Genomic DNA, 25087 nt, shown 5'->3' on the forward strand with positions numbered 1-25087 from the left:
GACCGGCTGCCCCGGTTCAGGATTCCGGCACGAACTCTCCGTAGCCGGCGGCCCGGAGCCCCCCGCGGAGCTTCTCGGCATTGGCGTCCAGCACCGCAGGGTCCGGGTTCTGGTCCGCGGACGCAAAGTCGAAGTCCGCCATGCTCTGCGACGGCCACACGTGGACGTGGAGGTGGTTGACCTCATAGCCCGCCACGATGAGGCCCGCCCGCCGGGCATTAAAGAGGTCCACCTGGACGGCACCGATGCGGCGGGCCACCTCCATGACCTTGGCGAGGGTCTCCGGGGAGGCATCGGTCCAGCGGTCCACCTCCTCGCGGGGCACCACCAGGGTGTGGCCGTCCGCCAGCGGCCCGGTGGTCAGGAAAGCGGCAACGTCGTCTTCGCGCCAAACGAAGCGGCCCGGAATTTCGCCGTTCAGGATCCTGGTAAAGATGGTGCTCACGCGTCTGCCTCCCTGGCGGGTGCCTGCAGGGTGCTGGTGTCCAGCACGAACCGGTATTTCACATCGCCTGCCACCATACGGTCGTAGGCCTCGTTGAGCTGTTCCGCAGTCACCATTTCGATGTCCGACACCACTCGGTGCTCAGCGCAGAAGTCCAGCATCTCCTGGGTCTCCGCTATGCCGCCGATCAACGAGCCGGCGTAAGCAATCCGGCGCCGGATCAGTGCGCCCGGATTCACTGGCGGCATTGCCTCTGAGGGCAGGCCCAGCTGGAACAGTGCACCGTCCACCCGCAGGGTGCGGAAGAACGGGTTCAGGTCGTGGGGCGCCGCAACAGTGTCAATAATGAGGTCGATGCTGCGGTTTGCCGCTGCCATCGCGTCCTCGTCGCGTGACAGCACCACTTGATCCGCCCCAAGTTCCAGGGCAGCTGCAACCTTGGATTCCGACGTCGTAAACACCACCACCCTGGCGCCCATGGCCTTGGCGAGCTTGACGGCCATGTGGCCCAGCCCGCCGAGCCCCACCACGCCCACTACGTCGCCTTCTTCCACGTCGAAGTGGCGCAGCGGCGAATACGTCGTGACTCCTGCGCAGAGCAGCGGCGCGGCGGCGGCCGGGTCCAGTGATTCAGGAACGCGGAGCACATAGCCGCGGTCCACCACAATGGACTGTGAGTAGCCGCCCTGGGTGATCGCGTCGCCGTTGCGGCGGTCCTTGGAGCCGTAAGTTCCGGTCATGCCCTTTTCGCAGTACTGCTCCAGTCCGTCCAGGCAGCTGTCGCACTTCCGGCAGGAATCAACAATGCAGCCCACTCCGACGCGGTCGCCCACCGCGAAATCCGTGACGGCGGAGCCCACGCGGCTCACCGTTCCCACGATTTCGTGGCCGGGTACCAGCGGGTACGTGTCGCCGCCCCATTCGCCGCGGGTTGCGTGCACGTCGGAATGGCACAAGCCACAGTACTCGATGGCGATCTCGACGTCGTCCGCTTTCGGGGCGCGCCGGGCAACGGTCAGGGGCACCAGCCCGCTGTCTCCGGAGACGGCACCGTAGGCGGCGGCCAAGGTGCCGGCACCCGTGGGGGCGGTACCGGCGTCGTCAACGGGAGCAACCGGGCGGGCAAGGGGCGGGGGCACGGGACGTCCAGGGGTCATAAGGCGACCGTACCCCCGCGGCCGGGGGCGATGCCACTTGGCGGCCCGTCGCCCCGGGGCGCCGCACCGGCGGCAACGGGAAGCTCCGGGTTGTTCGACCACTCCGAGAAGGATCCCGGGTACAGTGCTGCCCGAAAGCCCGCGATTTCCAGCGCCGCCACTTCGTGTGCGGCCGTGACGCCGGAGCCGCAGTACACAGCCACGGGAACGCCGGCTCTGACACCCAGTCCAGTGAAACGCGCGTGCAGGTCGGCGGCGGGCAGGAAGCGGCCGTCGCCGTCGAGGTTGTCCGACGTCGGCGCGCTGAGGGCGCCGGGGATATGGCCGGCGCGCGGGTCCACAGGTTCCACCTCGCCCCGGTAGCGCTCCCCCGCCCGGGCATCGAGCAGGAGCCCGGTATCTGCCCACGTTCCGGCAGCGCCGGCGTCGAGCACCGGCATGTTACCCGTGCCGAGGGTGACGTTTCCTTCGGAGGGAGCCACGGTGCCGGACTCCACCGGTAACCCGGCAGCGCGCCAGGCCGCAAGCCCGCCGTCCAGCAGGTAGACCTCCCCGAGCCCGGCGTCCCGCAACATCCACCAGAGCCTGGCCGCGGCGAGGTTGCCGGAATCGTCGTAGGCCACCACTGTGTCGCCGTCGTTGATGCCCCATCCGCGGGCGGCCACCTGGAAGTCGGCAGCCGCGGGCAGCGGGTGGCGGCCCCTCGACGGCTCGGCCGGGGCGGCGAGTTCGCCCGGCAGGTCCACGTACACGGCGCCCGGTAGATGGCCGGCAAGGTAATGCGCGTGACCGTGCGGATCCCCCAAAGCCCACCGGACATCCAGCAGCACCGTCCGGCTGCCCTGTTCCAGCCGCTGCGCCAGGTCCGCGGCACTGATCAAGGGGCCCGTCCCCATCAGACCTCCACCCATTCACGCGGGGCGAGGTGGGCGTACTCCGTGCCATATTTGGCGCCGATCCTGCGGACATGGGATTCCACTATGCCCAGGCCGTTATCGTTCAACAGGCCGTCATGGACCTGGAAGGCGCGTGGCGCCCGGACCGCGATGACGAAGTCCACTACCTCTGCAACCTTGCTCCACGGAGCGTGCAGCGGCACCAGCAGCGTGCGGACCGCCACGCCGTCCGGGACCGTGAACGAGTCCCCCGGGTGGAACACGTTGTCGTCCACCAGGTAGCCGATGTTGGCCACCAGCGGAATCTGGGGATGGATCAGCGCGTGCTGACTGCCAAAAGAACGGACCTTGAAGCCCGCCGCCTCAAAGGCGGAGCCTGGCTCCACGGTGTGGATCCGGCCGGCGGCCGCCGGCGCTTCGGTCCGCATGCCCGCCGCTACGCCCTCCGGGGCGAAGAGTTCGAGGCCCGGATTGCCGCCCATGGCGCCGGCAACGGCGGGCTTGTCGATGTGGTCCGCGTGTTCGTGCGTGACCAGGACAGCATCCGCGCCATCCAGCGCCTCGCCGCACTCGGAAAAATTGCCCGGGTCCAGGACCAGGACCCGCCCGTCCTTTTCGAGCCGGACACAGGCATGCGTGTACTTGGTCAGCTTCATAGCGCCAGCCTAGGGTCCGGCCGCGAACCCTGTCCACGGCAGCCCGGCTGGTAATCTGGATCTTTGCCACCACCCCTACGGAAGCGAGTTCCTCCATGCCGCTCGGCGCCCAGGCTGATGCCACCAAGCCCGCCCGGACCGGTACCGCAGCCGGCGGCAAGGAGCAGCGTGTCACCAAACAGCGCCGGGCCGTCAGCGCAGCCTTGGACGAACTGAACGACTTCGTCAGCACCCAGGAGCTTTACCGGATCCTGCAGAACCAGGGCGTTTCCGTATCCCTGGCCACGGCGTACCGGATCCTCCAGTCCCTGGCGGACGAGGGCCTGGTGGACGTTCTTCGCAACGGCGAGGGCGAAGCCGTGTACCGCCGCTGCGCCGTCACGGGCCACCACCACCACCTGTTGTGCCGCAACTGCGGCAAGGCCGTGGAAGTGGAGGCGCCCGCCGTCGAAACCTGGGCAGCACGTACCGCCGCAGAACATGGCTACACCGAGGTGGCGCACACGGTGGAAATCTTCGGACTTTGCCCCGACTGCACTGCCCGAAAGGCTGCCGGCGACCCGCTCGCTTAGGCCGGCTTCAGCACCCGTCCGTTCAGGCCTTTGCGGGCACGGACGGATCCGACGGCCCGGCACGCGACGTAGATCAGGAATGACAGGGTGGTCACATAGGGGCTGATGGGGATCCGGCCGCCAAGGGCCAGCAGGATTCCACCCACCGTCGCCGTCATGGCGAAGACCACGCTGAGAGCCACCACAGCCACCGGGGACGATGTCACCCGCAGGGCGGCCGCCGCCGGAGTAATGAGCAGTGCCAGGACCAGGAGGGCTCCCACCACCTGAATGGACAGCGCCACACTGACGCCAAGCAGGACCATGAACCCGATGGCGAGCGTCCGTACCGGCACTCCCCGGGCCTCGGCTAGTTCGGGATCAACGCTGGCAAAGTTCAGAGGCCGCCAGATCAGGGCCAGCGCCACCATGACCATCAGGGCGGTCCCGGCCAGCGCCTGGAGCTGCACCGTATCAACGGAAACAATCTGACCGGTGAGGAGCCCGAACTTGTTTGCGGCCCGGCCCTCGTAAAGTGACAGGAAGAGGATGCCCAGGCCCAGGCCGAAGGGCATGATGACGCCAATGATGGAGTTCTTGTCCCGGGCCCTGACACCCATGAGGCCCAGCAGCAGGGCAGCGGCCACCGAACCGATGAGGGAGCCGAACACAATGTCCGCGCCGATGAGCAGGGCGAACGCGGCGCCGGCAAAGGACAGCTCCGAGATGCCGTGCACGGCGAAGGCCAGGTCACGCTTCATCACAAAGGTGCCCACCAGGCCGCCCAGCAGGCCGAGGACGGCTCCGGCCCAGATGGAGTTCTGGACCAGCACCAGCAGTTCGCCGTAGTTGTCGAAGTTGAAGATGGCGCCCAGAAGGCTGTCGAAATCCATCAGGCGGCCTCTCCGGCAAAAGCGTGCGGTTCGGCATGGTGGTGCGTGGTGGCGTCGGGCAGGCCTACCACCACGATGCGGCCGTTGGCATGGATCACTTCAACATGGCTGCCGTACAGATCGGACAGGACTTCGGTGGTCATGACCTCTTCCGGGGTGCCTACTTTGAAGCGTCCTCCGGCCAGGTACAGGACCCGGTCCACATAGTCGATGATCGGGTTGATCTCGTGCGTCACGAACACCACGGCACTCTGGTGCTCGTGGCACTGGCGGTTAATCAGCGAACTGACAGCCTGCTGGTGGTGCAGGTCCAGGGACAGGAGCGGTTCGTCGCAGAGCAGAACCTGCGGATCCGTGGCCAGCGCCTGTGCCACGCGCAGCCGCTGCTGCTCACCGCCGGAAAGCTGGCCTACCGGCACCTTGGCGTAATCCGAGGCGCCCACCAGGTCCAGGAGTTCATCGATCCGGCGGTTCACCCTGGCGGACGAGAGCCGGAACCCCCACCGGTGCCCGTCGACGCCCAGGCCCACCAGGTCGCGGGCCCGCATGGGGGTATCCGGGGCGAAGGATTTTTGCTGGGGTATGTAACCGATCATGCTGCTGCCGCGTTCGACGGGCCGGCCCCCCAGCGCCGCCTTGCCCTGATGCAGTTCCTGGAGACCCAGCAGCACCTTCAGGAAGCTGGTTTTGCCACTGCCGTTGGGACCGAGCACGGCGAAGAATTCGCCGGGCCTGATCTGCAGGTCAAGGCCTTCCCAGAGCGTCCGTTGGCCGAACCTGAGGGACGCCCCGGTGAGGCTGACCAGTGATTTCAACTATTTTTCTCCCAGAGCCTTGCCGATGTTCTCCACATTGTCCGTCATCCACTGCAGGTACGTCTTGCCTTCCGGCAGGGTTTCGCTGAAATCGACCACGGGGAGGCCCGCCAGGTCGGCGGCCTCCTTGAGCGCCTGCGTCTGTGGGCCTTCGGTTTGGCCGTTGTAGGCCAGGATGCGGACGGACTTCGATTCTACGAGGTCGGTGGTTTCCTTGAGTACGGCCGGGGGCACGTCGGAGCCCTCTTCGATCGCGGCCGTGTAGTCCTCAGGGGTGGCATTGACCAGCCCGGCATCTTCCAGGAGGTAATGGGGAACCGGCTCGGTGACGGCCACCCGTGCGCCGCCCGCGCTGTCCTTCAGGGCGTCAAGCCTGGCGTGCAGCGCGTCGAGTTCCTTCTTGAATGCCTCGGCGTTGGCGGTGAAGCCCTCGGCGGATTCCGGATCCAGCTCGCCAAGCTTGGCGGCCAGCTGGTCGGCGATCTTTTCCATGGCGGAGAGGCTGTACCAGACATGTTCGTTGAATTCGCCGTGGCCGTGCCCGTCCTCGCCGTGCTCTTCTTCAGCGTCCGCTTCTTCAGTCGTTGCCCCGGCGGTGGCGTCCCCGCCGGCGGTTGCTTCCTCCTCCAGGCCGGAGAGTTCGACGGCGTTCAGCACCTTCGCTTCATCGAGGTTGCTGTCCTCGGCCAGCGTGTGGATGAAGCCGTCGTAGCCTCCGCCGTTCTCCACCACCAGGTCGGCCTTGGAGACGGCCAGGCGGTCCTGTGCCGTTGCCTCGTAGGAGTGCGGGTCCTGGCTGGTCTTGCTGATGATTGCGGTGACGCTGACCTTGTCTCCGCCGATCGTCCTGACGATGTCCCCGTACACGTCCGTGGACGTGACCACGCTCAACCCATCGTTGGCTGGAGCCGTCTCGGGCTGTTGGCTGCAGGCAGAAAGCAGGAGGCCTGCCCCGGCAAGGACGGCAAGGGTGGATCGGGCAGCGGCGGATCGGCGCACGGGAACCTCAGTTCGGTGGAGGGGCAGGACAACCCCTCCACCTTACACCTAAATAGGAATGATTCCTATTTAGAACTGAAGCTCAAGCACCGTTCTCCTGACCGAAGCGGCGGATTCCCCGGGCCTGGGTGGCGTCCCGGATCTCGCCCACCAACTGCTCGATGACGTCCTCCAGGAAGAGGACGCCCTGCGTGTTCCCGTCCGGGCCGATGACGCGGGCCAGGTGGGACCCTGTGCGCTGCATGACGGACATGGCCTTCTCGATCTCGTCGTCCAGCGCCAGGTTGGCCAACGAACGGACCCTGCTTTCGGCGATGGGATAACCCGAAGCCGATTCCGGGATGGAGAGGACGTCCTTGACATGGAGGTAGCCGTACAGCAAGTCGTCCTCGTCCAGCATGGGAAACCGGGAGAAACCCGTCCTGCTGACGGCTTTTTCGAAGTCCACCGGAGTGGTGGGTGCCTTGAGCATCACCAGCTTGTCCAGCGGAACCATGATGTCCGCGGCGCTGTAGTCGGAAAACTCAAGCGCACCGGTGATCAGGCCGGCCTCGTCATCCACCAGTCCGTGCCGCGTGGACTCCTGGACGATGGACTGGACCTCCTCCAGGGTGAAGGAGGAGTTCACCTCGTCCTTGGGCTCGATGCGAAGCAGCTTCAGGATATGGTTCGCGGACCAGTTGAGGGTGGCGATGACCGGGTTGACCAGCCGTGCCACGAACATCAGGGGCGGAGCCAGGAACAGCGCGGCCTTGTCCGCCATGGAGACGGAGATGTTCTTGGGCACCATCTCACCGAACGTCACGTGCAGGAACGTCACGATCATGAGCGCCACACCGAAAGCCGCCACGTCGGCGATTTCCTTGGGGATGCCCAGCGCCTCCAGCGGCACGGCGAGGAGATGGTGGATGGCAGGTTCGGCCACCAGCAGGATGAGCAGGGAGCACACGGTGATGCCCAGCTGGGCACAAGCCAGCATGAGGGAGACATTTTCCATTGCCCGCAGGGTTGTTTGCGCCCGCTTCGAACCGGCTTCGGCCAGCGGTTCAATCTGGCTGCGCCGGGCGGACATGACGGCGAATTCAGCGCCGACAAAGAAGGCGTTCCCGAGCAGGAGAACGGCCAGCCAAAAGATTCCGGCCCAGTCGTTCATTGTCCGCTCCCCTGGGTTTCATGATGGCCCTCCGCCTGGTGCGGTGCGGGATGGAAGCAGATCCGGTCGATCCGGCGTCCGTCCATCCGGGTCACGCTCAGGGTCCCGCCTTCGACCGGGACGCTGTCGCCCACGGCGGCAATCCTGCCGAGCTGGCTCATCACGTAACCGCCCACGGTTTCATAGGCCGATTCATCCGGGACCGTGAGGCCCGGGATCTGCTCGGACAGTTCGTCGGGACGGAGCAGCCCCGGGAAGTACCAGTCTCCGGAGGCACTCTGGAGGAGGCCGGGGCGGACCTTGTCATGTTCGTCAGCCACCTCGCCCACAATTTCCTCCACCAGGTCCTCTAGGGTGGCGATGCCTGCCGTTCCGCCGTATTCGTCCAGCACAACGGCCAGCTGAAGGTTGCCGTCACGCAGTTCCGCCAGGAGCGCGTCCAGGTGGATGGTCTCCGGAACACGGAGGACTTCCGTCATGATGGCCCCTGCCTCAAGCTTGTGCCGGCGGTCCGCCGGCACGGCCACGGCCTTCTTTACGTGCACCAGGCCGCGGATATCGTCCGCGGAATCGCCGATCACCGGGAACCTCGAATATCCCGTCCTGCGCGCGGCGTCCAGCACGTCGGACACCGGCTGGCCCGCGTCGATGGTTTCCACCCTGATACGGGGCGTCATGACGTCCGCTGCGGTCCGGGTGGAGAAATCAAGGGTGCGGGCCACGAAATTGGCGGTCCCGGCGTCGAGCGTTCCCATGGCGGCCGAGCGGCGCACCAGTGAGGCAAGCTCCGCCGGTGTGCGGGCGCCGGAAATTTCTTCCTTGGCTTCCAGGCCGAAGGCGTTGAGGACCTTGTTGGAAAAGCCGTTCAGGAGCACGATGGCGGGCTTGAAGACGGCGGTAAACATCAGCTGCGGGCGCGCCAGCGCCTTCCCCACCCGGAAAGAAAGGGCAATCGCCATGTTCTTGGGAACCAGTTCGCCCAGGAGCATCGAGAGCAGCGTGGCGATCACCATGGCGAGCACCAGCGAGATCGAGTACACGGCAGGCTGGGGAAGTCCGACGGCGGCCAGCGGAGCTTCCAGCAGCCGGCCCACCGAAGGTTCCATGACGTAACCGGTGAGCAGCGTGGTGAGAGTGATGCCAAGCTGGCAGCTGGACAACTGGGTGGAGAGAGATTTGAGGCACTTCAGCAGCGGGACGGCACCGGTATCACCATCGTCAACCGCCCTTTGGACCGTGGGCTGATCCAGTGCGATTAGGGAAAATTCAACGGCCACGAAGAACCCGGTGCCTGCGATGAGCAGCAGGCCGGCGGCCAGCAGGAGCCATTCCACTCAGCATCCCGCCTGACGGCCGCGGGCGGGACTTGCGGGGACCAGGCCGGAACGGCTGTCTTTGGCCCGTTCCGGCGGAGGGTGGTCGGCTGAAGCCGGCCCTCTTTCCGTGCGGGGCGCAGCCGGCCCCGGCTCGGGCTGGTGATGGGCATTCGTTCGGGGTCTGCCGGCTCGGCGGGTGGACTGCGCGGAGGTCGTTTTGGGCCTCCGCTGACAGCCCCCGGGCCGGCACCTGGATTTACTGTCCATAAGGCCCACAGTCTACAGGAGCGGGAGGCGGCGCTTGGCCTGGGACGGGCGGTGCGGAAGAGGCCAAGCGAACCGGTGCGGAGACCCGGATCCGGGCCTCCGGACGTCACTTCATGATTTGGGTCACGCTTATTGGCAGTTAACGCGTGATGCTCACTAGACTTGCAAGGTCTGGGTTCAGAGGACGCAGAGACTGGTTCGAACGGAGTACTCAAGCACCGTGGGCCGGAGAGAAATCAAACTCATGGAAGAGGCGTATTTCAAGTGCCAGAGCAGCCTAGCCACCGTCTACCAGAGGAATTTGGCGGAAACGAGTGGCTCGTTGACGAACTGTACGAGCAGTACCAGAAGGACAAGAACGCAGTAGACGCAAAATGGTGGCCGCTGTTCGAATCCTTCGACTCGGGCAGCCGTTCTTCTTCCAACGGAAATTCGGGGAACGCGTCCAACCCACCCACCACGCAGATTCCGGTTGTTAAGGCAGCTCCTGCGGCTCCGGCAGCGCAGCCGGCTGCAGCTCCTGCCGCTTCCGCACCTGCCCCGGCACCGGCGCCGGCAGCAGCCCCCGCGAAGAAGGCACCCGCCACCGTGGCCCGCGACGGCTCCAAGAAGACGGAAGCAGGCGGCGGCACTCCCCCGATTCCGGCGCAGCTGCCCAAGAACGTCAAGGCCCCCACGGCCCCGGAAGAGGACGTCGTCTCCGTACTTCGCGGACCTGCCAAGGCCATTGCCACCAACATGGTGACCAGCCTCGAGGTCCCCACGGCCACCAGCGTCCGGGCCATCCCCGCCAAACTGCTGATCGACAACCGCGTTGTCATCAACTCCAACCTGGCCCGCGCCCGCGGCGGCAAAGTCTCCTTCACGCACCTGATCGGCTACGCCGTGATCCGGGCGCTCTCCCAGTTCCCCTCCATGAACGTCTACTACGACGAAGTGGACGGCAAGCCCGTAGCCGTGCAGCCGGCACACGTCAACTTTGGCATCGCGATCGATATGCCGAAGCCTGACGGCACCCGCCTCCTGATGGTCCCGAACATCAAGAAAGCGGAGACCCTGAACTTCTCGGAGTTCTGGCACACCTACGAGGACCTGATCAAGCGCGCCCGCAACGGCAAGCTCACCGCAGAGGACCACCAGGGCACCACGGTCTCCCTGACCAACCCGGGCGGCATCGGCACCGTGCACTCAGTGCCCCGCCTTTCCAAGGGCCAGGCCGCCATCATCGGCGTAGGCGCCCTCGACTATCCGGCAGAATTCCAGGGCGCCAGCGAAAAGATCATCGCGCAAAACGCCATCAGCAAGGTGCTCACCCTCACGTCCACCTACGATCACCGCGTGATCCAGGGTGCCGGCAGCGGTGAGTTCCTGAAGCTGGTCCACTCGCTGCTGCTCGGTGCGCAGAACTTCTACGACGAGATCTTCGAGTCCCTTCGGATTCCGTACGAGCCCGTCCGCTGGAGCGCCGACAAGCAGGTTGACCCCGCTGACGAGATCAACAAGGTCGCCCGGATCCAGCAGCTCATCCACTCCTACCGCGTTCGTGGCCACCTCATGGCGGACACCGACCCCCTGGAGTACGTCCAGCGCAAGCACCCGGACCTCGATGTCCTGACCTACGGCCTGACGCTTTGGGACCTGGACCGCGAATGGCCCACGGGTGGCTTTGGCGGCAAGCCCAGCCTGAAGTTCCGCGACATTCTGGGCGTTCTTCGCGATGCTTACTGCCGCACCACGGGCATCGAGTACATGCACATCCAGGAGCCGGCCGAGCGAAAGTGGTTCCAGGACCAGCTTGAGCACCCCTACTCCAAGCCCAGCCGCGAAGAACAGCTCCGGATCGTCTCCAAGCTGAACGCCGCAGAGGCCTTCGAGACCTTCCTGCAGACCAAGTTCGTCGGCCAGAAGCGCTTCTCCCTCGAGGGCGGCGAGTCGCTGATCCCGCTGCTGGACGCCATCATGTCCGACGCCGCCGACGACGGCCTGGACGAGGTTGCCATCGGCATGGCGCACCGCGGTCGCCTCAACGTGCTGACCAACATCGCCGGCAAGACCTATGCACAGGTCTTCCGCGAATTCGAGGGCACGCAGGACCCGCGTTCCGTCCAGGGCTCCGGTGACGTGAAGTACCACCTGGGCACCGAAGGCACGTTCACGTCGGACAACGGCAAGGAAACCAAGGTTTACCTGGCCGCCAACCCGTCCCACCTTGAGGCCGTGGACCCGGTCCTCGAAGGCATCGTCCGCGCCAAGCAGGACCGCCTGGACCAGGGCGAGACGTTCCCCGTGCTGCCCATCATGGTGCACGGCGACGCCGCATTCGCCGGCCAGGGTGTGGTTGCCGAAACCCTGAATCTGTCCCAGCTGCGTGGCTACCGGACCGGCGGAACCATCCACATCGTGGTCAACAACCAGGTGGGCTTCACCACCGCGCCGTCGTCCTCCCGTTCCTCCACGTACTCCACCGACGTTGCCAAGATGATCCAGGCACCGGTCTTCCACGTGAACGGTGACGACCCCGAGGCCGTGGTCAGGATCGGCCAGCTTGCCTACGAGTTCCGCCAGCGGTTCCACAAGGACGTTGTCATCGACATGGTCTGCTACCGCCGCCGCGGCCACAACGAGGGCGACGACCCCTCGATGACCCAGCCGTTGATGTACAACCTCATCGAGGCCAAGCGCTCTGTGCGAAAGCTCTACACCGAATCGCTGATCGGCCGTGGCGACATCACCGAGGAAGAAGCAGAGCAGCTGCTCCGCGACTACCAGGAACGCCTGGAGCGGGTGTTCGCCGAAACCCACGCGGCGCAGACTTCCCCGATCCCGATCATCACGGCCGACTCCGCCGCGGTTTCGGACATCGAGCGCCCCATGGCACAGCAGTCCGACTCGGGAGTGAACGCTCCCGTCTCCACCGCCATTTCCGCCGAGACCCTTGCCCGGATCGGCAAGGCCCACGTCGAGGTACCTGAGGGCTTCACCGTTCATGCCAAGCTCAAGCAGCTCCTCGAGAAGCGTGAGCAGATGTCCCGCGAAGGCGGCATCGACTGGGGCTTCGGCGAAATCGCTGCGTTCGGCTCGCTCATCATGGAAGGCGTTCCCGTCCGGCTCGCCGGCCAGGATTCCCGCCGCGGCACCTTCGTGCAGCGTCACGCCGTGTTCCACGACCGCGCCAACGGCAAGGAATGGCTGCCCCTCGGCAACCTCTCCGATGACCAGGCCAAGCTCTGGATCTACGACTCGCTGCTCTCCGAATACGCCGCCATGGGCTTCGAATACGGCTACTCAGTGGAGCGTCCCGACGCGCTGGTCCTCTGGGAAGCCCAGTTCGGTGACTTCGTCAACGGCGCCCAGACCATCATCGACGAGTTCATCTCGTCCGCCGAGCAGAAGTGGGGCCAGCGCTCGTCGCTGGTGCTCATGCTGCCGCATGGCTACGAAGGCCAGGGCCCGGACCACTCGTCGGCACGAATTGAGCGGTTCCTGCAGCTGTGCGCCGAGGAAAACATGATCGTGGCCAACCCCACCACGGCCGCCTCGCACTTCCACCTGCTGCGCCGCCAGGCCTACAGCCGTCCGCGGAAGCCCCTGATCATCTTCACGCCCAAGCAGCTGCTGCGCCTGAAGGCTGCGGCGTCCTCCGTGGAGGACTTCACCAGCGGCGCCTTCCGCCCCGTGATCGGTGAACACGAGCAGCTGGCCGCGAACGCCGTCGAACGCGTCCTGCTGGTTTCCGGGCGCCTGTACTACGACCTGCTGTCCACCCGGCAGAAGACGGGCGACACCACCACGGCAATCATCCGCGTCGAGCAGCTCTACCCGCTGCCGCACGAGGAAATCGCCGCGGAGCTGGCGAAGTACCCGAACGCCGAAGTCGTATGGGCACAGGACGAGCCGGCAAACCAGGGACCGTGGCCGTTCATCGGACTGAACCTGCCGGACGCCCTGGACCGCAGGATTCGGCTGGTTTCGCGCCCCGCGTCGGCCTCCACTGCTGCCGGTTCAATGAAGCGGCACGCGGCGGAGCAGGACGTCCTGCTGAAGCAGGCATTCGCGCGCAAGTAAGCACCAAGGCTGCCCGGCCGGACGTCGACCCATCAGACTCCGGCCGGGCAGTTGCCGTTTAATGGACAACACCGGCCAGGCCCCGGAAGTGAAGAGGTACGTGTGGAAGACAGGAAGCTGCGCATCGCAGCTGTAGGAGATGAACTGCTGGCGGGAGTGGGCGACCCCCGCGCGCTCGGATGGTTTGGACGTGTGCTGGCCCGCACTCCCCAGGACGGCACACAGGTGGAAAGCTATGCGCTGGCCTGCCCTGAAGAGGGCACCGAAGGCCTGGCTGCACGCTGGCTTGAGGAAGCGGGCCGTCGTTTCAGCGGCCAGGCAGAGAACCGGCTGGTGATCGGCCTGTCCGGCCGCGACATCGAGTTCGGCCTCTCCACCGCGCGGAGCCGCCTTAACCTGGCCAATATCCTCGATTCGGCCTCCCAGAACCGCATCGAGGTCTTTGTAGTGGGACCGCCTCCCACCCTCGATCCGGTGCGCAACCGGAGGCTGGATGAGCTCAACACCGCCTTCGCCGACGTCACCACCCGCCGGAAGCACCTTTACGTTGACACCTTTTCCCCCCTGCTGAACCACGAACAGTGGCGTCAGGACCTGGCAGCCAACGGCGGGTCTCCCGGCCAGGCCGGTTACGGGCTGATGGCCTGGCTCGTCCTGCACCGCGGCTGGTTCCAGTGGTTGGGCATGGACTCCCCGGAGTAGCGCTGGTTCGCGATATATCTTGATCGCCCGAGTGACCGGGGGTACCGTTGGAAGCTCAACACGATATATCGCCTTTGGAGGAGACGTGTCCGATCAGCAGTGGAACATTACCAGCCCGCAGACCATCGACGTGGACGGTGTTTCGTCCCTGAAGCTGGGCATGGTCCGCGGCCGTTTTGACGTGGTCACGCATCCGGAACCGGTGGCCCGGATCGAGGTCACGGACGTCCAGGGTGACCCCTTGGCGGTGTCCGTTTCCGGCGGCCGGCTGGAAATCCGGCACCAGCTGCACGGCGCGCAGGGCTGGTTCAAGAACCTGATGGGCACCGTCGGCCACAACAGCGAGAACTCCGCCGTCATCAGCATTGCCCTCCCCGCTGGCGTGGACGTTGAAGCGGGCATCGTCAGTGGCAATGGACTGGTTTCCGGAACGTCCGGCCATACCCGCCTGAATACGGTTTCCGGCTCGGTGGTGGCGGACGGAACCCATGGCCAGCTGGACGTCAACACCGTCAGCGGCGAGGTCGCGGCCCGCAACCACACCGGGGTGTTTACGGCAAAGAGCGTCTCCGGTGAGGTGACCGCTTCCGGGGAGCTGACGAATGTCAGGGCCAACACCGTCAGTGGCGGGCTGAGCTTCGACCTGCACGGCTTTACGCATGATTTCGGGGCGAATTCGGTTTCGGGGGACCTCACCATCCGGTTGCCGTACGACGTCGGCGTGGACCTTATCGCCAAGTCGGCCAGCGGCGCCGTGGTCATCGACAACCAGCGGTTCCCGCACCTCTCGGGGTCGGTAGAGACCATTGCGGGCCCTGACCGGCAATTGATGCTGCTGCGGACCAACTCGGTGTCCGGAGCAACGTCCGTGCTCCACCGGCCCGCGCCGGGAGACGCGGAAGCAGGCCTCTGATGCCTCCCGTGTTCGCGCACGGTGCACTACGCCTGTACCTCCTGGCCCTGCTTGAGTCGGGCCCTAAACATGGATATGAGCTGATCAAGGCGCTGAAGGAGCGGTTCGGCGGCACGTACTCCCCCAGCGCGGGGACCATCTATCCGCGCCTGGGGAAACTGGAGGCCGAGGGCCTCGTGGCCACCGAATCGGCGGGCCGCCGCACCAACTACCGCATCACGGCTGCGGGCCTGGACGAGCTGGAGCGCCGGCGGGACGAGCTTGCCGGGGTGGAAAACGACATCTCCGCGTCGGTGCGGCGGCTGGCCGACAGCCTGCGTGAAGACATCCGCAGCAACATGCGCGGCCTCCGGGCAGACCTTGCCGCCACGGCTGAGGCGGCCAGGGTCGCGGCGCAGTCAGCAGCCCAGTCAGCGGAGATGCGCCTCCCCGGCGGCCGCCTGCCCCCGCAAACCGGGCGGCCGCTCAGGGATGCCGAGGCCATGCTGCAGGAGTTCCGCGACGGAATCCGCGCTGAGCTGCGGCTTCGCTCCCGCTACCAGCCCCTCAACCCGTCCACCGTTGAAACGATGCGCACGGTCCTGGATCAGGCGGGCACCGCCATCCGCAACTCACTGGACGCCTAACGGCCCGTGCCTCCCGGTTCGCGGGCACCTTGCAGATGTGGGAGACTTGAGGGCAGCTCTTTTGAGTACCAACAGTAAGGAGGCCAGCTATGAGCAAGCGTGCACGCAAGCGTCGTGACCGTAAGCGTGGCGGCGCGAACCACGGGAAGCGCCCCAACACCTAGGCACATGCCAGGTAACTTGGTTACAGCAAAGGACCCCGGAAACCTCTTGGTTTCCGGGGTCCTTTCTGTATGGCGCCCAGGCGGCCGGACACCCGCCCTGGCAGTTACGCGTCGACCGGCCGGATCGAATGTATCCGGTCCAGGATCGCGTTCTTCAGGTTCTCCGGGGCGGCCTCCGTGCAGGAACGCTTGACCACTTTACGGATGACGCACTCGAGGTCGTACTGTTCACTGCACTCCGGGCACTCGTCGAGGTGTGTCTTAATCTCCGTGAGGTCCTCCCGGGTCAGTGCGCCGTCGAGGTACTCGTAGATCCGTTGCATCCGGGTGTCATCGCAATCGCCCAATCCCTGGCAGTCGCTCATTTTCCGCTCTCCTGTTGTGTGCTTCCTGCCGCGTCCCCTGGCTCGGCGGCGGCCTTGAATCCGCGCTCGGCGGCGTATTCCCCGAGCATGTCCCGCAACATTTTCCGGCCGCGGTGGAGCCGGGACATCACCGTACCGATGGGGGTGTTCATGATGTCTGAAATTTCCTTGTAGGCGAACCCCTCCACATCGGCGAAGTACACGGCCAGCCGAAATTCCTCCGGAATCTCCTGCAGTGCGCGCTTTACGTCCGAATCCGGAAGGTGGTCCAGCGCCTCGGCTTCAGCGGACCTGAGGCCGCTGGACGTGTGCGACTCCGCCCGCGCCAGCTGCCAGTCCTCGATGGTGTCCGAGTTGGACTGCAGCGGCTCGCGCTGGCGTTTCCGGTAAAGGTTGATGTAGGTATTCGTGAGGATCCGGTACAGCCAGGCCTTGAGGTTGGTCCCGGGCTTGTACTGGTGGAACGCCGAGAACGCCTTGGTATAGGCCTCCTGCACCAGGTCCTCGGCGTCCGAAGGGTTACGTGCCATCCGCATGGCGGCCGAGTACAGCTGGTCCACGTACTGCATGGCATCCCGCTCGAACCGGGTTCGCCGCTCTTCCGCGGACTCAGTGGCGACGTCCACCGGTTCTTCCGCGGCGGCAGCGGCTGGTCCTGCCGCGGCGGACTGTTCCTCATAGGTGGCCGGGACGGCCGGATCCAGGGTGCTCATTGCCCTCAAGTCTACTGGCAGGGCGCGCCCCGGTGGCGTGCCGTATTCCGTCCGACCGGACAACAATGCGTCCATCTCCACCGGACCTGGCGCGGAGACTATGTCCGTTACGCTTCCCAAGGCCCACCCCGTTCCTGTCCATCACGCAGGCTGCAGGCCGCGGAGCGCGTTCGGGCGCCGGCAACTGCTGCCTGGAGTGTGTCCGTGCTCTTGTGCGGTCCTGCGGTTGCGGACCTGCTCTACGTAACCCCGCGCCTTGGGCAAATATTCCCCAAAAGTGCAAGACTAGAACGGACTCCCCCGCTTTATGCGGCTCGTCCATCCAGGAGGAAACCCATGTCCTTGACCCGTATGCTTGCACGGCCCATGCTGGCCTCCAGTTTTGTCCTGGCCGGAATGGACAAGCTCAAGAATTCCGATGACACCGCCCGGCAGCTTTCTCCGTTGCTCCGCAAAGCCGCCGCGGCACTGCCGTTCCAGGCTGATGAGAAGGCCCTTGCGCGCGTCATCGGCGGTACCCAGGTTGGCGCCGGGATCCTCTTCGGAATGGGCAAGTTTTCCCGCCTCTCCGCCGGCCTGCTGACCGTGGTCTCGCTCCTAAACACCTTCGTGGAATGGCGCAGCGCCGATATCAGCAGCAAGGAAGGCCGCGAGCACCGGCGCAACCAGCTCCTGAAGAACCTCTCGCTCAGCGGCGGCGCCCTCCTGGCCTCCGTGGACACCGCAGGCAAGCCGGGGCTGGCATGGCGCGCGGAGCACCTCGCGGCGGACGCCCGCAGGACCACAAACAAGAAGATCCACAAGGCCGATAAAGCCGTTCGCCGTGCCGTCGGGCACGCCACGGGGGCATAAAGCCGAATGACCGCAGCACCCGCAGCACCGGCCGGCACCGGAGCGCCCCTTCCCCATTGGCCCGCACCGTTCGCGTCGCGGCCCGTCAACGCCACCCTCACGGTCCCCGGTTCCAAATCGCTGACCAACCGGTACCTGGTGCTTGCCGCGCTGGCTGACGGCCCGTCCCGCCTGCGCGCACCTCTGCATTCCAGGGATTCGGCCCTGATGATCGAGGCCCTGCGCGAGTTGGGAGCCACCGTCACAGAGGTCCCCGGAGACGGGGCGTTCGGTCCGGACCTGGAGGTCGTTCCGTTCAGTGCCGACGCGCCGGCGGCGGACGTGGCCATCGACTGCGGCCTGGCAGGCACCGTGATGCGCTTCGTCCCGCCGCTTGCGGCGCTGCGCAAAGGGGCCGGCGTGTTCGACGGCGACCCCCACGCCCGCAAGCGGCCCATGGGAACCATCATCGAGGCACTGCAGGGGCTGGGTGTCGCGGTATCGGCAGAAGGGGGAGGCACGCCGTCGTCCCTTCCGTTCGTAGTGGAAGGCACCGGCGAAGTCCGCGGCGGCCACCTGGTGATCGACGCCAGCGCCTCGTCCCAGTTCGTGTCCGCCCTGCTCCTGGTGGGTGCCCGGTTCACCGACGGCCTGCACCTGGAACACTCGGGTGGCCCGGTCCCCAGCCTGGACCACATCAACATGACTGTTGCCGTCCTGCGCGGCGCCGGGGTGCAAGTGGACGACTCCACGCCCAACCACTGGGTGGTGCAGCCCGGCTCGATCCGCGCCTTCGACCAGCGGATCGAGCAGGACCTTTCCAACGCCGGCCCGTTCCTGGCCGCGGCCCTGGCGACCGGCGGAACAGTCCGAATTCCGGAATGGCCCGAGCGGACGCAACAGGTAGGCGACCTGTGGCGCACCATCCTCGCTGACATGGGCGCGGACGTGACCCTTCGCGACGGAACGCTGACGGTCACCGGCGGCCAGGAAATCAAGGGCGGCGATTTCGCAGATACGAGCGAACTTGCCCCTACCGTGGCGGCCCTCTGCGCACTGGCCTCCGGCCCATCGAGGCTGAGCGGCATCGCGCACCTCCGCGGCCACGAGACGGACCGGCTCGCCGCGCTCGTGACTGAAATCAACCGGCTGGGCGGCGACGCCGAAGAGACCAGCGACGGCCTGGTGATCCGTCCGGCCCCGCTGCACGCCGGCGTCGTCCACAGCTACGCGGACCACCGCATGGCCACGGCCGGTGCCATCCTTGGCCTCGCCGTGGAGGGCGTGGAGGTGGAGGACATCGCCACCACGGGCAAGACCATGCCGGACTTCCCCAGGCTCTGGTCCGGGATGCTCGCGCAAGGGGCGGAGGGTTCGGGCAGTGGCTCGGAGCACTGACTCCTGGGATGAATCGGATGTCCGAATCCGGCCCAGCAAGAAGGGCTCCCGGCCGCGCACCAAGGACCGGCCGAGCCACGATGACGCCGTTACCGGCCGCATCATCACGGTGGACCGGGGTCGCTATACGGCCGTAGTGGACGAGGATTCCGCCTCCGAACGCGTGATCATTGCGGCACGGGCACGGGAGCTGCGGCGCTCCCCCGTGGTGGCCGGGGACTTCGTGTCACTGGTTGGCGATGTCTCCGGCGAGCCCGATACGCTGGCCCGCCTGGTCAGGATCCAGGAGCGCCGCACCCTGCTGCGCCGCAGCGCCGATGACACGGACCCCGTGGAACGCGCCGTCGTGGCCAACGCGGACCAGCTGGTCATCGTGGTCGCCGCCGCCAACCCGGAGCCACGGACCGGGTTCATCGACCGCGCGCTGGTGGCAGCGTACGACGCCGGCATCGAGCCGATCCTGCTCGTCACCAAGGCGGACGTCAAGGATCCTGCGGAGCTCCTGTCGAATTACACGCACCTCGAGTTCCCCGTCATTATCAGCCGGACGGCCGACGACCGGGCCTCGGGAATCGACGCCCGCTCCGATGACGGGCTGTCCGCCCGCCTGGACAGCGACGCCGTTGCCCGCCTCCGCGCCTACCTGGACGGCAAAGTCACCGTGATGCTGGGCCATTCCGGCGTGGGCAAGTCCACCATGGTTAACGCCCTGACCGGCGCGGAGCGGGCCACGGGCGGCGTCAATGCCGTGACCGGCCGGGGACGCCACACGTCCTCATCCGCGCTGGCCCTCCGGCTTGCTGAAGCTCCCCCGGGCAGCTGGATCATCGACACCCCCGGGATCCGCTCGTTCGGGCTGGCCCACGTGGACCCCGACCGGATCCTGCGCTCGTTCCCGGACCTCTCGCCCGGGATCGAGGACTGCGAACGGGGCTGCAAGCACACCGCCAGCGCCGTGGACTGCGGGTTGGATGCCTGGGTCAAAGAAGGGCACGCAGGACCCACCGGCACCGCCCGGCTGGCGTCCCTGCGCCGCCTCCTTGGGGCGGATCCGCGCAACGAGGCACAGGAAGCCAAGGAACTCGGCAGCGTCACCTGACGCCGGATCTCCCAGCAGATCCGCGCGCAGACGGTAGTTTGGAAGCATGATCCAACCCGCTTCGAGCTACAACGATGACCTGCGCCTGGCCCATGTCCTGGCCGACTCCGTGGATGACCAGACCATGAGCCGCTTCAAGGCACTTGATCTCCATGTGGAGACCAAGCCCGACCTGACGCCGGTCACCGACGCGGACAAGGCCGCCGAGGAGGCCATCCGCGGCCAGCTCTCCCGGTCCCGTCCGCGCGATGCCGTGCTCGGCGAGGAATTCGGCAGCACCGGCCACGGCTCACGCCGCTGGATCATCGACCCCATCGACGGCACCAAGAACTTTGTCCGCGGAGTACCGGTCTGGGCCACCTTGATCGCACTCGTGGACGAGGGCGAACCGGTGGTCGGGGTGGTCAGCGCTCCCGCCCTGGGCAAGCGCTGGTGGGGTGCCAAGGGTATGGGTTCCTACACCGGCCGTTCCCTGGCGGCAGCAAGCCGGCTACGGGTCTCCAACGTCTCCAACCTGGCGGACGCATCCCTGTCCTACTCGAGCCTGGGCGGCTGGAAGGAACGGGGCAACCTGGACGAGTTCCTGGGTCTGACCGAAGACGTCTGGCGCACCCGGGCTTTCGGGGATTTCTGGTCATACTGCATGGTGGCGGAGGGTTCGGTGGACATCGCCTGCGAACCCGAACTGAACCTGTACGACATGGCCGCACTGGTGCCTATCGTGGTGGAAGCCGGCGGCCGCTTCACTTCGCTGGAAGGCCAGGACGGGCCTTTCGGCGGGAATGCGCTGGCCACCAACTCCATCCTGCACACTGAAGTGCTGCACCGCCTGAACCCCTACCTGGACGACCTCCTCTAGCTTCACCGGACCTTTCCCGGCCGAAGATTACGACGACGGGCGCCCCGAACTGAGGCGCCCGTCGTCGTTATATTCGCCCAAAGGAGCTATCAGCGGCTGCGCGTAACAATCGCCTTAACATTGCGGCCCGCTTAAACCTTGCCCGCCGGATGTCCTACGCTCTTAACCAGGTCACGAGTGCCAGCGCTAAACCCCGGTTTGCTGGCCGGCAACCCTCCATTCGCGGCGGGGTGCCCCGGGTGACGACCAGGCCGGTCCGGAGCGGATGCGGCAAGCGCGGATTCCCCGTTTGTGGAGTCCTTTCCCAGTGAGGTCTCTGTGACAACTGCCACCGTCACCCCCGCCCGTCCGGCCCTGCCCGCCGACGCCCGTATTGAAGCAGCGGCCCGGCCGCTGGCCGCCGTCACCGGCGCCGAAATCCAGGCGCCCCTGATCACCGGCGGACACGTCCGCTATGCGAACCTCGACTACGGCGCCTCCGCCCCGGCGCTGTCTGTGGTCTCGGCTTACCTGAACGAAATCCTGCCGTACTACGCCAGCGTGCACCGCGGCGCCGGGTACGCGTCCCAGATCAGCACGTCCGTTTACGAGAACGCACGGAACATCGTGCGGGAATTCGTGGGCGGCCGGCCGGACGACTCGGTCATCTTCACCCGCAACACCACCGACTCCCTGAACCTGCTTGCCGGCTGCCTCCCGCTTACCGGCGGCCGGCCCGACGGGGACGTCCTCTACCTCGACATCGAGCACCACGCCAACCTGCTGCCGTGGCAGGGCGTCCCGCACCGGAGCATCGTGGCCGCGGACAGCATCGCCGGAACCCTGGAGGCCGTGCGCGCCGAACTTGAGCAGGGCGGCGTTAGCCTCCTGGCCGTAACGGGCGCCTCCAACGTCACCGGCGAGATCCTCCCGGTGCGCGCCCTTGCCGCGCTCGCCCACCAGCACGGCGCCCGGATTGTCGTGGACGCCGCCCAGCTCGCGCCGCACCGCCGCGTGGACATCGCAGCGGACGACGTCGACTACCTCGCCTTCTCGGGACACAAGCTCTACGCGCCTTTCGGCGCCGGAGTGCTGGTAGGCCGCCCCGACTGGCTGGACGCCGGCACCCCCCACCTCGCCGGCGGCGGCGCCGTCACGGAGGCAAAGCTCGACGGCGTCAGCTGGGCTACCGGACCGGCCCGCCATGAGGGGGGCTCACCCAACGTGCTGGGCGCCGCCACCCTGGCGCGGGCCGCGCAGGTCATCGCGGGACTGGACCAGGAGCGCTGGCACACCCATGAGTCGGCCATTCGGTCTTTCCTGGTGGAGGGCCTGCAGGAGATCAGCGGAGTGAGGGTGCACCAGATCTTCAATGACTCCAACCCGGAGACGGACACCATCGGCGTGGTCAACTTCTCGGTGGAGGGCTACGACGCCGGGCTCGTGGCGGCATACCTGTCCGCCGAGCACGGCGTGGGCCTGCGCGACGGCCGCTTCTGCGCCCATCCACTGCTCAAGCGCTTGGGACTGCCGTCCGGTTCACTGCGGGCCAGCTTCGGTGTGGGTTCCCGGCTGGAGGACGCGCAGCGCCTGCTGGCCGGCATCCGGGCCCTCAGGACCACCGGCCTCGGCTGGGACTACGTGGTGGACGCCGGCCGCTGGGTGCCGGCCAACGACACCCGGACCTACCCGCACTGGGCGCCGAACACCCCGGGTACCGCCGGTGCAGCTCCCTGCACGGACACCTGAGTCCTGGACCGGACGGGGCCTGTGCCGCCGGCCGGCTCCATGTTGCTGATGCGGTAAATTCGAGGGGTAATCCTCGGCGCACCAGCTGCCCGGGCACGGGAAACGGGAGGCGGCACGGTGGTTCGGGGTGGCCCCAAGCTAGATCACGGACGACGCCAGGAGCTGGGCAGCAGCTTCCGTTCCGGCGGCAGCCACTACCAGCGGGTGCGGCCCGGATATCCCGAAGACGCAGCCCAATGGGTGGTTCCTGAAGGGGCACGGGACGCACTGGACGTTGGAGCCGGAACCGGAAAATTCACCGCCCTCCTGCTGAATCGGGGATTGGCGGTGACGGCTATCGACCCGTCCGCAGACATGCTGGCCCAACTGAAGTTCCACTGCCCTGGTGCCACGGCGGTGGCGGGGACAGCGGAGGCGACAGGCCTGCCCGGCGCGTCGTTCGACGTCGTCACTGTGGCCCAGGCATGGCACTGGTGCGATCCGCTGGCGGCAAGCGCCGAACTGGCGCGTGTGCTGCGGCCGGGAGGCATCCTGGGTCTCGTGTGGAACCAGCTGGACACGTCTGTGCCGTGGGTGCACCGCCTGTCGCGGATCATGCACGCGGGGGACGTGTACAAACCTGACTTCCGGCCGGTGGTGGGGCCCGAATTCAAGGGCCCGGAGGGGCACGTCACGCACTGGCAGGACACTGTGACCACCGAGGACCTGATGGAGTTGGCCAAGTCGCGCAGCTATTACCTGCGGGCAGGCGAGGCGACCCGCGCCAAAGTGCTGGCCAACCTGGACTGGTACCTGCACGACCATCTGGGCCACGCCGCCGGGCTCGACCTGAAGCTGCCCTACCTGACGTTGGCGTGGCGCGCCGCCAAGGCCTGACCCTTGCCCTGCCGTGCCGCCCCGCACCCGGTAGGCTTGACCTGTGAAGACCAGCGCGCCCTCCTCCTCCATCGAGGACTACGTTAAGGTCATCTACTCCTTCACGGAGTGGCAGGACAAGGCCATTACGTCCTCGCAGCTCGCGCAGCGGCTGGGCGTTGCAAATTCTTCGGTGTCCGAGATGGTCCGCAAACTCAAGGACCAGGGCCTGGTGGACCACAAGCCCTACAGCGCCATCACGCTGACCGACGCCGGGCTGCGGCTGGCGCTGGCCATGGTGCGGCGGCACCGTCTGATCGAGACGTACCTCGTACAGCAGCTCGGCTACAGCTGGGACGAGGTCCACGACGAGGCGGAACTGCTGGAGCACGCTGTATCGGACACGTTCATCGAACGGGTTTCGGCCAAGCTGGGCCATCCGCTGAGGGACCCGCATGGCGACCCGATCCCCTCCGCGGACGGCCAGGTCATGGTGCCGCGGGCCCACCTCATGGGCGAACTCGATGAGGGCCACACCGGCAGGATCACGAGGATCAGCGACGACAACCCGGATCTCCTCCGGTATCTGTCCGCCGAGCACATCGACATCGACGATGAAGTCGAAGTGCTGGGCCGGCGTCCCTTCGGAGGAGCCTTAGTGGTGCGGATCCGCAATGCGGGCCGAAGCAGGGACTACGACTTCGCCGAGGAGATCACGTCAGCACTCTGGGTCCACACGGACCACCCGCATCCCGGCTGCCTCTTGGGTGACGGCTGACGTGTGGCGCGCCTGGCTGGCAGTGGCTGCAGGCGGCCTCCTCGGCACGGAACTGCGGTACGGCCTGGGGTTGGTTTTTCCGGAAGGTACCGGATCTGTTCCATGGACAACACTCCTTATTAACGTTGCAGGAAGCTTTGTCCTCGCCGCCTTGACCACGCTCTGGATGGCGCGGCCGCAGACATCCTTCTGGCTGCGTGCGGGGATCGGCCCGGGGCTGCTCGGATCCTTCACCACCTTCTCCGCCGTCATGTTCTCCACCGACCAGCTGCTGCGGGCTGGTGAACACCAGGCGTGGCTGCTGTACCTTGCCCTGTCGCTGGTGTTCGGCCTCGCCGCTGCGGGGGCCGGCTGGCGCCTGGGCCGGTTGCTTGCGCGTCCTGCGGAAGTCACACCATGACGGCGGTGCTGGTAGGCCTGTGCGGGATGGCAGGCGCCCTGCTCCGGTTTGCCGTGGACAGCTGGTTTGCCCACCACAGCGCACGGCGCAGCGTCCGCGGGCCCGGCGGGTCGGGGCGGCAGCACTGGCCGTGGGCTACTCTGCTGGTCAACGTGGCAGGCTGTTTCCTGATCGGGCTGACCTACGCCGCCACGGAAAGTCCGGCCATGACACCCGAGTGGCGGGCCGCCGTCGGAACGGGCCTCGCCGGCGGGCTCACAACGTTCAGCTCATGGACTACCGCCACCGTACGGCTGTTCAGCGAGGCGCGGTTTGGGGCGGGTGCGGTGAACGTGGCCACGAACCTGGTGCTGGGGTTTGCCGCCGCGGCTGCGGGGGTGGCGCTGGCCTCCTGACCGGGCGGGCCTGTTGCTGCCGAAAAGCGATTTGGAGCCCTCCCGTAT

Annotated in this window: 26 protein-coding genes and 1 riboswitch; of the genes, 15 read left to right on the plus strand and 11 right to left on the minus strand. The window is 66.6% G+C overall.

What is annotated here, in order from left to right; genetic code table 11:
- Positions 1-16: 16 nt before the first annotated feature.
- From ACIQCM_RS03540 to ACIQCM_RS03555, 4 genes are read right to left on the minus strand one after another with little or no spacing between them, the layout of a single operon-like run.
- Positions 17-445 carry an HIT family protein gene (locus tag ACIQCM_RS03540; protein WP_400603272.1) on the minus strand — a complete coding sequence of 143 codons (429 nt, stop codon included), beginning with the start codon at positions 443-445 and terminating at the stop codon, positions 17-19.
- Positions 442-1602, minus strand: a complete 1161-nt coding sequence (locus tag ACIQCM_RS03545; RefSeq protein WP_400603271.1) for an NAD(P)-dependent alcohol dehydrogenase — start codon at positions 1600-1602, stop codon at positions 442-444. Before ACIQCM_RS03545 ends, ACIQCM_RS03540 begins: the two co-directional genes overlap by 4 nt.
- Positions 1599-2498 (minus strand): sulfurtransferase, encoded by a 900-nt coding sequence (locus ACIQCM_RS03550; RefSeq protein ID WP_400603270.1) that lies wholly within the window; start codon positions 2496-2498, stop codon positions 1599-1601. Before ACIQCM_RS03550 ends, ACIQCM_RS03545 begins: the two co-directional genes overlap by 4 nt.
- Positions 2498-3154: an MBL fold metallo-hydrolase gene (locus tag ACIQCM_RS03555; protein ID WP_400603269.1), complete on the minus strand. Its 657-nt coding sequence runs from the start codon at positions 3152-3154 to the stop codon at positions 2498-2500. Before ACIQCM_RS03555 ends, ACIQCM_RS03550 begins: the two co-directional genes overlap by 1 nt.
- A gap of 95 nt (positions 3155-3249) precedes the next feature.
- Between ACIQCM_RS03555 and ACIQCM_RS03560 the strand changes: the two genes are divergently transcribed.
- Positions 3250-3726, plus strand: coding sequence for a Fur family transcriptional regulator (locus tag ACIQCM_RS03560; protein WP_400603268.1), 477 nt, complete (start codon positions 3250-3252; stop codon positions 3724-3726).
- Here ACIQCM_RS03560 and ACIQCM_RS03565 read toward each other — a convergent pair.
- From ACIQCM_RS03565 to ACIQCM_RS03585, 5 genes are all read right to left on the minus strand, one after another.
- A complete protein-coding gene (locus tag ACIQCM_RS03565; RefSeq protein ID WP_400603267.1) occupies positions 3723-4598 on the minus strand; it encodes a metal ABC transporter permease in 876 nt (291 codons plus the stop codon). The genes ACIQCM_RS03560 and ACIQCM_RS03565 overlap by 4 nt on opposite strands.
- Positions 4598-5413 (minus strand): metal ABC transporter ATP-binding protein, encoded by an 816-nt coding sequence (locus ACIQCM_RS03570; RefSeq protein WP_400603266.1) that lies wholly within the window; start codon positions 5411-5413, stop codon positions 4598-4600. The genes ACIQCM_RS03565 and ACIQCM_RS03570 overlap by 1 nt, the downstream gene beginning before the upstream one ends.
- The gene (locus tag ACIQCM_RS03575; RefSeq protein WP_400603265.1) at positions 5414-6412 is read right to left on the minus strand and encodes a metal ABC transporter substrate-binding protein; all 999 of its coding nucleotides are present in this window, start codon (positions 6410-6412) and stop codon (positions 5414-5416) included.
- Positions 6413-6494: 82 nt separating this feature from the next.
- On the minus strand, positions 6495-7565 hold the full coding sequence (locus ACIQCM_RS03580) for a hemolysin family protein (RefSeq protein ID WP_400603264.1): 1071 nt from the start codon (positions 7563-7565) through the stop codon (positions 6495-6497).
- Positions 7562-8899 carry a hemolysin family protein gene (locus ACIQCM_RS03585; RefSeq protein WP_400603263.1) on the minus strand — a complete coding sequence of 446 codons (1338 nt, stop codon included), beginning with the start codon at positions 8897-8899 and terminating at the stop codon, positions 7562-7564. The genes ACIQCM_RS03580 and ACIQCM_RS03585 overlap by 4 nt, the downstream gene beginning before the upstream one ends.
- A gap of 513 nt (positions 8900-9412) precedes the next feature.
- Here ACIQCM_RS03585 and ACIQCM_RS03590 point away from each other — a divergent pair.
- The 5 genes from ACIQCM_RS03590 (at position 9413) to ACIQCM_RS03610 (ending at position 15618) form a co-directional block, all read left to right on the plus strand.
- Entirely contained in the window at positions 9413-13213 is a 3801-nt protein-coding gene (locus ACIQCM_RS03590; protein ID WP_400603262.1) for a multifunctional oxoglutarate decarboxylase/oxoglutarate dehydrogenase thiamine pyrophosphate-binding subunit/dihydrolipoyllysine-residue succinyltransferase subunit, read from the plus strand.
- Positions 13214-13315: 102 nt separating this feature from the next.
- Positions 13316-13915, plus strand: a complete 600-nt coding sequence (locus ACIQCM_RS03595) for a GDSL-type esterase/lipase family protein (protein WP_400603261.1) — start codon at positions 13316-13318, stop codon at positions 13913-13915.
- An 85-nt stretch (positions 13916-14000) separates the two neighbouring features.
- Entirely contained in the window at positions 14001-14828 is an 828-nt protein-coding gene (locus tag ACIQCM_RS03600; RefSeq protein WP_400603260.1) for a DUF4097 family beta strand repeat-containing protein, read from the plus strand.
- On the plus strand, positions 14828-15454 hold the full coding sequence (locus ACIQCM_RS03605; protein ID WP_400603259.1) for a helix-turn-helix transcriptional regulator: 627 nt from the start codon (positions 14828-14830) through the stop codon (positions 15452-15454). The genes ACIQCM_RS03600 and ACIQCM_RS03605 overlap by 1 nt, the downstream gene beginning before the upstream one ends.
- A gap of 89 nt (positions 15455-15543) precedes the next feature.
- The gene (locus ACIQCM_RS03610; protein ID WP_369299106.1) at positions 15544-15618 is read left to right on the plus strand and encodes a 50S ribosomal protein bL37; all 75 of its coding nucleotides are present in this window, start codon (positions 15544-15546) and stop codon (positions 15616-15618) included.
- A 104-nt stretch (positions 15619-15722) separates the two neighbouring features.
- Here the strand turns inward: ACIQCM_RS03610 and rsrA are convergent, their stop codons facing one another.
- Positions 15723-15983, minus strand: coding sequence for a mycothiol system anti-sigma-R factor (gene rsrA, locus ACIQCM_RS03615; protein WP_400603258.1), 261 nt, complete (start codon positions 15981-15983; stop codon positions 15723-15725).
- Positions 15980-16696 (minus strand): sigma-70 family RNA polymerase sigma factor, encoded by a 717-nt coding sequence (locus ACIQCM_RS03620; RefSeq protein ID WP_400603257.1) that lies wholly within the window; start codon positions 16694-16696, stop codon positions 15980-15982. Before ACIQCM_RS03620 ends, rsrA begins: the two co-directional genes overlap by 4 nt.
- Before the next feature lie 336 nt (positions 16697-17032).
- Here ACIQCM_RS03620 and ACIQCM_RS03625 point away from each other — a divergent pair, with 336 nt between their 5' ends.
- The 9 genes from ACIQCM_RS03625 (at position 17033) to ACIQCM_RS03665 (ending at position 25039) form a co-directional block, all read left to right on the plus strand.
- The gene (locus ACIQCM_RS03625; RefSeq protein WP_400603256.1) at positions 17033-17548 is read left to right on the plus strand and encodes a DoxX family protein; all 516 of its coding nucleotides are present in this window, start codon (positions 17033-17035) and stop codon (positions 17546-17548) included.
- Positions 17549-17554: 6 nt separating this feature from the next.
- Positions 17555-18925, plus strand: a complete 1371-nt coding sequence (aroA, locus tag ACIQCM_RS03630; RefSeq protein ID WP_400603255.1) for a 3-phosphoshikimate 1-carboxyvinyltransferase — start codon at positions 17555-17557, stop codon at positions 18923-18925.
- A complete protein-coding gene (gene rsgA / locus ACIQCM_RS03635; RefSeq protein ID WP_400603254.1) occupies positions 18909-20024 on the plus strand; it encodes a ribosome small subunit-dependent GTPase A in 1116 nt (371 codons plus the stop codon). The genes aroA and rsgA overlap by 17 nt, the downstream gene beginning before the upstream one ends.
- Positions 20025-20070: 46 nt before the next feature.
- A complete protein-coding gene (gene hisN / locus ACIQCM_RS03640) occupies positions 20071-20883 on the plus strand; it encodes a histidinol-phosphatase (RefSeq protein ID WP_377216974.1) in 813 nt (270 codons plus the stop codon).
- A 169-nt stretch (positions 20884-21052) separates the two neighbouring features.
- A riboswitch (SAM riboswitch) is annotated at positions 21053-21166 on the plus strand.
- 35 nt (positions 21167-21201) lie between these two features.
- The gene (locus ACIQCM_RS03645) at positions 21202-22611 is read left to right on the plus strand and encodes an aminotransferase class V-fold PLP-dependent enzyme (RefSeq protein ID WP_400603253.1); all 1410 of its coding nucleotides are present in this window, start codon (positions 21202-21204) and stop codon (positions 22609-22611) included.
- A 117-nt stretch (positions 22612-22728) separates the two neighbouring features.
- On the plus strand, positions 22729-23487 hold the full coding sequence (locus ACIQCM_RS03650) for a class I SAM-dependent methyltransferase (protein WP_400603252.1): 759 nt from the start codon (positions 22729-22731) through the stop codon (positions 23485-23487).
- Positions 23488-23530: 43 nt separating this feature from the next.
- Positions 23531-24244: a metal-dependent transcriptional regulator gene (locus tag ACIQCM_RS03655; protein ID WP_400603251.1), complete on the plus strand. Its 714-nt coding sequence runs from the start codon at positions 23531-23533 to the stop codon at positions 24242-24244.
- Positions 24141-24644, plus strand: coding sequence for a fluoride efflux transporter FluC (locus ACIQCM_RS03660; RefSeq protein WP_400633648.1), 504 nt, complete (start codon positions 24141-24143; stop codon positions 24642-24644). The genes ACIQCM_RS03655 and ACIQCM_RS03660 overlap by 104 nt, the downstream gene beginning before the upstream one ends.
- On the plus strand, positions 24641-25039 hold the full coding sequence (locus tag ACIQCM_RS03665; RefSeq protein WP_400603249.1) for a fluoride efflux transporter FluC: 399 nt from the start codon (positions 24641-24643) through the stop codon (positions 25037-25039). The genes ACIQCM_RS03660 and ACIQCM_RS03665 overlap by 4 nt, the downstream gene beginning before the upstream one ends.
- Positions 25040-25087 lie beyond the last annotated feature (48 nt).

It is taken from the genome of Pseudarthrobacter sp. NPDC092439 (genome assembly GCF_044754945.1).
Taxonomy (GTDB): domain Bacteria; phylum Actinomycetota; class Actinomycetes; order Actinomycetales; family Micrococcaceae; genus Arthrobacter.

Bases quoted from the DNA above. Each gene is read 5' to 3' on its own strand.
- ACIQCM_RS03545 (WP_400603271.1), bottom strand. From the start codon at position 1,602: ATGACCCCTGGACGTCCCGTGCCCCCGCCCCTTGCCCGCCCGGTTGCT.
- ACIQCM_RS03550 (WP_400603270.1), bottom strand. From the start codon at position 2,498: ATGGGGACGGGCCCCTTGATCAGTGCCGCGGACCTGGCGCAGCGGCTG.
- ACIQCM_RS03555 (WP_400603269.1), bottom strand. From the start codon at position 3,154: ATGAAGCTGACCAAGTACACGCATGCCTGTGTCCGGCTCGAAAAGGAC.
- ACIQCM_RS03560 (WP_400603268.1), top strand. From the start codon at position 3,250: ATGCCGCTCGGCGCCCAGGCTGATGCCACCAAGCCCGCCCGGACCGGT.
- ACIQCM_RS03565 (WP_400603267.1), bottom strand. From the start codon at position 4,598: ATGGATTTCGACAGCCTTCTGGGCGCCATCTTCAACTTCGACAACTAC.
- ACIQCM_RS03580 (WP_400603264.1), bottom strand. From the start codon at position 7,565: ATGAACGACTGGGCCGGAATCTTTTGGCTGGCCGTTCTCCTGCTCGGG.
- ACIQCM_RS03605 (WP_400603259.1), top strand. From the start codon at position 14,828: ATGCCTCCCGTGTTCGCGCACGGTGCACTACGCCTGTACCTCCTGGCC.
- rsrA (WP_400603258.1), bottom strand. From the start codon at position 15,983: ATGAGCGACTGCCAGGGATTGGGCGATTGCGATGACACCCGGATGCAA.
- ACIQCM_RS03620 (WP_400603257.1), bottom strand. From the start codon at position 16,696: ATGAGCACCCTGGATCCGGCCGTCCCGGCCACCTATGAGGAACAGTCC.
- ACIQCM_RS03625 (WP_400603256.1), top strand. From the start codon at position 17,033: ATGTCCTTGACCCGTATGCTTGCACGGCCCATGCTGGCCTCCAGTTTT.
- aroA (WP_400603255.1), top strand. From the start codon at position 17,555: ATGACCGCAGCACCCGCAGCACCGGCCGGCACCGGAGCGCCCCTTCCC.
- hisN (WP_377216974.1), top strand. From the start codon at position 20,071: ATGATCCAACCCGCTTCGAGCTACAACGATGACCTGCGCCTGGCCCAT.
- ACIQCM_RS03660 (WP_400633648.1), top strand. From the start codon at position 24,141: ATGCGGGCCGAAGCAGGGACTACGACTTCGCCGAGGAGATCACGTCAG.
- ACIQCM_RS03665 (WP_400603249.1), top strand. From the start codon at position 24,641: ATGACGGCGGTGCTGGTAGGCCTGTGCGGGATGGCAGGCGCCCTGCTC.